The sequence below is a fragment of the Mycobacterium sp. genome (genome assembly GCF_035653355.1).
GTDB lineage: Bacteria > Actinomycetota > Actinomycetes > Mycobacteriales > Mycobacteriaceae > Mycobacterium.
This window is the reverse complement of record NZ_DASRBZ010000068.1, coordinates 1-4,888: the sequence shown is the minus strand read 5'-3', so window position 1 is coordinate 4,888 and position 4,888 is coordinate 1. Positions and strand designations below refer to the sequence as shown.

6 protein-coding genes are annotated in these 4,888 nt (G+C 65.1%); 4 read left to right on the top strand and 2 right to left on the bottom strand.

What is annotated here, in order from left to right:
- Nucleotides 1–444 (top strand): NAD-binding protein (locus tag VFA16_RS02230; protein WP_324966245.1); only part of this gene is annotated, 444 nt, incomplete at its 5' end.
- Here the strand turns inward: VFA16_RS02230 and VFA16_RS02225 are convergent.
- Both VFA16_RS02225 and VFA16_RS02220 read right to left on the bottom strand, forming a co-directional pair.
- Nucleotides 427–1,254, bottom strand: a complete 828-nt coding sequence (locus VFA16_RS02225; protein WP_324966244.1) for an SDR family oxidoreductase — start codon at nt 1,252–1,254, stop codon at nt 427–429. The genes VFA16_RS02230 and VFA16_RS02225 overlap by 18 nt on opposite strands.
- Nucleotides 1,255–1,467: 213 nt before the next feature.
- Nucleotides 1,468–2,403, bottom strand: a complete 936-nt coding sequence (locus VFA16_RS02220) for an enoyl-CoA hydratase (protein WP_324966243.1) — start codon at nt 2,401–2,403, stop codon at nt 1,468–1,470.
- Between the two features lie 118 nt (nt 2,404–2,521).
- Between VFA16_RS02220 and VFA16_RS02215 the strand changes: the two genes are divergently transcribed.
- From VFA16_RS02215 to VFA16_RS02205, 3 genes are all read left to right on the top strand, one after another.
- Nucleotides 2,522–2,686: a hypothetical protein gene (locus VFA16_RS02215; protein ID WP_139797705.1), complete on the top strand. Its 165-nt coding sequence runs from the start codon at nt 2,522–2,524 to the stop codon at nt 2,684–2,686.
- A complete protein-coding gene (locus VFA16_RS02210) occupies nt 2,687–4,150 on the top strand; it encodes a trehalose-6-phosphate synthase (RefSeq protein ID WP_324966242.1) in 1,464 nt (487 codons plus the stop codon).
- A gap of 96 nt (nt 4,151–4,246) precedes the next feature.
- Complete coding sequence (locus VFA16_RS02205) at nt 4,247–4,819, top strand: hypothetical protein (RefSeq protein WP_324966241.1); 573 nt, start codon at nt 4,247–4,249, stop codon at nt 4,817–4,819.
- The last annotated feature ends 69 nt before the right edge of the window (nt 4,820–4,888 follow it).

Here is a 4,888-nt window from a genome sequence, read left to right as displayed (position 1 = left end):
GCGATCGGGCAGCGCACCTTCGTGGTCTCCGAGCAGCCGCACACCGCCAACCTGGTCAAGCTGTCCGGCAACTTTCTGATCGCGTCGGTCATCGAGTCGCTCGGCGAGGCGATCGCACTGATAGGCAAGGGCGGCGTGGACCCGCTGCAGTACGTCGACATCCTCACCTCGACGCTGTTCAGCGCGCCGGCCTACCAAACCTACGGCGGGCTGATCGCGCGCCAGCAATTCCAACCGGCCGGGTTCGCTGCCACGCTCGGGTTCAAAGACGTCCGGCTGGTACTGGCCGCCGCCGAGGATCTGCAAGTTCCGCTGCCGCTGGCCAGCCTGCTGCGCGACCGCTTCCTTAGCCTGGTGGCCAACGGCCACGGCGACCTCGACTGGTCAGCGATCGCCACGCTCGCGGGCCGGGACGCCGGTAGCGGCTCAGACCACTCCGCGTAGCCCGTCGGCCCCGAACACCGGCTCCAGCATTGCGCTGAAGTCCGGGCCGCGTCGCAGCGCATGCCCGCCGTCGACGTTGATGACCTGCCCGGTGATCCAGCTGGCGGCATCGCTGAGCAGGAACATGGCGAGGTTCGCGACGTCTTCGACCTCGCCGACCCGCGGCAGCGGGGTGCAGACCCGGTAGTCCTCGCTCAATTCCGGCGACTCGGTGATCGCCGAGACCAGGTCGGTGCGGATCAGGCCGGGCCGGATGCCGTTGACGCGCACCCACGACGGACCCAGCTCGTCGGCGGCCAACATCATCAGGTGGTCGACCGCGGATTTGGTCACTCCATAGGCGCCGAACCACCGGTGGGTGTTGCTGGCCGCGATCGAGGAAATCCCGACGAACGAACCCCCGCCCCCGCGAACCAACTCGCGTGCCGCGTGTTTGAGGACGTACATGGTGCCGTTGACATTTAGGTCGACGGTGCGTCGCCAGGCCTCCGAGTCGATCTGGGTGATTGGCCCGATGGTCTCCGACCCGCCCGCGCAATGCACCACACCGTGCAGCCGACCGTGCCACGTGGTCGCCGCACCGACTACCTGTGCGATCTCAGTCTCGTCCGTGACGTCGGCCGGTTCATACCGGATGGAGCCGGCACCGGCCTTCTCGATTTCCTTCGCGGCCGACTGCAACTTGTAGGCATCGCGTCCGATGATCATCACCGACGCTCCGGAGGCGACCAGCCCGGCAGCCACCGCCTTGCCGATCCCGCTGCCGCCGCCGGTGACCAGGTATGTCCGGTCTTCGAACGAAAGCTGCACGCCGACTCCTCACGCCGAAAACTGAAACAGGTTCTAGCTATCGAAACATGTGCCCGTCCCCGCCAGTAACGCTCCCCGCCACAAAGCGACTAATTGCCCGCCTTGAAGCGATTTGCGTCACCGCCGGCGGACGGGGCCACCTCGAACGCTCGAAGGCGGGCAAAACGCATATCCGGTCTCTCCCGAGCACAACGACACAGATGTAAGCACCCTCTAGGGCTCGTCGCGGCGGGCGATCTTCGACGGCTTCGCGTTGCGCCAGTCCTCCACATCTGGTGGCAGCCCAACGGGGTACCGGTTCTCGTTGCGCGCCGCCCAGTGCGCATGTCCGAGCTCGTGCACATGGAAGGCGTGCCGCAGCGCCTCGGTGAATCCCATCGCGTCCGATGCCGCGTTCACCGAGTCTTTGATCAGCAGCGCCGCCATCGTGGGCCGCTCGGCAATGCGCCGCGCGAATTCCAGCGTCTTCTCTTCTAACTGGTCGAGCGGGAAGACCTTGGACACCATGCCCAACCGGTACGCCTCGTCGGCGTCCAACGAATCACCGGTCAACAGCAGTTCTTTCGCTTTTCGCGGGCCGAACTCCCAAGGGTGAGCGTAATATTCGACGCCCGGCATGCCCATGCGCACCCCGACGACGTCGGAAAACTTCGCGTTGTCGGCGGCGACGATGAGATCGCACGCCCAGATCAGCATCAGACCCGCGGAGATCGCATTGCCCTGAACCTGGGCGATGGTGATCTTGCGCAGATCGCGCCAGCGGCACGTGTTCTGGAAATAGAAGTGCCATTCCTGCAGAAGAGTCTTCTCGGCGATCGGATCGCGGGTGGCGCCATAGCCACGAAACGTCGGATGCTGGGCCGGCCCGGGCTTGCGTTCAGCCAACGCGGCCTCAGAGCCCAGGTCGTGGCCGGCAGAGAAGTTCCTGCCGCGCGCCGCCAGGATCACCACCCGGACGTCGTCGTCGGCCTCGGCGCGTAAGAATGCCTCGTCGAGCTGGACCAGCAAGGTGCGGTTCTGCGCGTTGTGCGCCTCGGGCCGGTTGAGCCACACACGGGCGATGCGGCCCTCATCGAGCGTTTCGTAGGTCACCAGCTCAGCGGACGCACCGTCGACCGCGCCGGTGCCCACATCGTCGTGGACTGCCATTCGCCACCTCACCTGCGTTGGTTAGACGCTTACAGATTACGGCTAGCACGTAACGTGCTCGTCGGCGGGTTGCGGCGCGCACCTGCGGCCCAAAGCGCACTTCGCCTACAGTGATGTCATGCCTTCCAAGTCTGACCCCGGCGAAATCGGCGACGTGGAACCGTTAACCGACAGCACGGCAAGCCAGGCCAGGCGCGTAGTCGCGGCATACGCGAACGACGCCGATGAGTGCCGGATGTTCCTATCCATGCTCGGCATTGGACCAACGAAAAACGAGACGTAAGTGACTCCCGGGGAACGCCAGGGCCCCAAGGATTCGGGCCCCGGGGACTCCGATTTCGTGGTGGTCGCCAACCGGCTGCCGATCGACATGGAACGGCTCCCCGACGGGAGCACCACCTGGAAGCGCAGCCCGGGTGGCCTGGTCACGGCGTTAGAGCCGCTGCTGCGCCGTCGCCGCGGAGCCTGGATCGGTTGGCCGGGCATCGTCGACGCCGACGAAGAACCCATCGTGGCCGAGGATCTACGACTGCATCCCGTCGGGCTCAGCGCCGACGACGTCGCCCAGTACTACGAGGGATTCTCCAACGCCACCCTGTGGCCGCTGTACCACGACGTCATCGTCAAACCGATCTACCACCGCGAATGGTGGGATCGTTACGCCGAGGTCAACCACCGCTTCGCCGAAGCGACCTCACGCGCCGCGGGTCGCGGCGCAACCGTGTGGGTGCAGGACTACCAGCTGCAACTGGTGCCGAAGATGCTGCGGGAAATGCGGCCCGATCTGACCATCGGCTTTTTCCTGCACATCCCGTTTCCGCCGGTCGAGCTGTTCATGCAGCTGCCGTGGCGCACCGAGATCATCGAAGGGCTGCTCGGCGCCGACCTGGTGGGATTCCATCTACCCGGCGGCGCTCAGAACTTCTTGTTCTTGTCGCGCCGACTCGTCGGCGCCAATACCTCCCGCGGCGCGGTGGGTGTCCGCTCGCGCTTCGGTGACGTTGAGTTAGGGTCGCGCACCGTCCGGGTAGGCGCCTTCCCTATCTCCATCGACTCAGCTGAACTCGACCAGAAGGCCCGCGACCGCAGCGTCCGGCGGCGGGCCCGCGAAATCCGGGCGGAACTCGGCAACCCCCGCAAGATCCTGCTCGGCGTCGACCGGCTCGACTACACCAAGGGCATCGACGTTCGGCTAAAGGCATTCAACGAGCTGCTCGCCGAAGGGCGCGCCAAGCGCGACGACACCGTGCTGGTCCAGCTGGCCACCCCGAGCCGCGAGCGGGTGGAGAGCTACCAAATTCTGCGCAGCGACATCGAACGCCAAGTCGGCCACATCAACGGCGAATACGGCGAAGTCGGCCATCCGGTGGTGCACTACATCCACCGTCCCGTCCCCCGCGACGAGCTGGTTGCGTTCTTCGTCGCCGCCGACGTCATGCTGGTCACCCCGCTGCGCGACGGGATGAACTTGGTGGCCAAGGAATATGTCGCATGCCGCAGCGATTTGGGCGGCGCGCTGGTGTTGAGCGAATTCACCGGCGCCGCAGCCGAACTGCACCAGGCTTACCTGGTCAACCCGCACGATACCGAGCGCGTCAAGGATGCGATCGAGGCGGCGCTCAACCAGCCCATCGAGGAAGGGCGCCGACGGATGCGCGCGCTGCGGCGCCAGGTGCTCACCCATGACGTCGACCGCTGGGCGCGATCGTTTCTCGACGCGCTGGCCGAGGCTCACCCACCGGCCTAGCCGGTCAAGGCAACCGCGCAAACCCATGGTGCCGGCGCCGAAACGCTGTGATACTCGGGTGCAGTGTTGATGCTGGCGCGAAAGGGAGGGCATCAGGTGACCGTCGCTCGCGGGTTGACCGCTGCCGCCGTATTCACAGCCTTCGAAATAGCACTAGGGCTGACGGCGAGTCCGGCAAGAGCACTGGCTCCACCAGCGGACGGCAACTACACCTTTAGCCAAGCCGGGGTGCCGCCAGCCACATGGAAGCTCTCCGCACTGTGCGACCAGGTAAACGGAAGCCGCTTCTACCAGGACTATGCCAACCCGATCATTCAGGCGGATTTCTGCATAGTGAACGTGGTGAGCTCCACAGAAAGCAACATCCAACCCGCGGAGAAGCTGCAGAACTACAGCGGCAGAGCCCGGTTGGTGAATGGGCTGTGGACCTTCCAGGTCAAGCAGGATGCCGGAGTCCTCTGTCCCGACGGCAGCACGGCACAGTCCACCGAGACCTACGCGTTCGACGACGAAACGATGACCGGCACGCATACGTCGCTGCACGGTGACGTCTGTGGCCTGCAGCCGGCGATGACCAAGACGCCGTTCAGTCTACAGTTCGTCGCGCCGCTGGACCCACCCGTCGAGCGTTATCCGTTGTACTGCAACAACATTGCGATGTGCTACTGAGAGCCGGCTAGATTGGCGTGATGTAGTTGATCAGCCACTTGCCGTCGATCCGTTTGTAGTCGACACGCA

What these genes read in the sequence shown, in the direction of transcription:
- VFA16_RS02220 (WP_324966243.1), bottom strand. Translation starts at nt 2,403, where the DNA reads ATGGCAGTCCACGACGATGTGGGCACCGGCGCGGTCGACGGTGCGTCC.
- VFA16_RS02215 (WP_139797705.1), top strand. Translation starts at nt 2,522, where the DNA reads ATGCCTTCCAAGTCTGACCCCGGCGAAATCGGCGACGTGGAACCGTTA.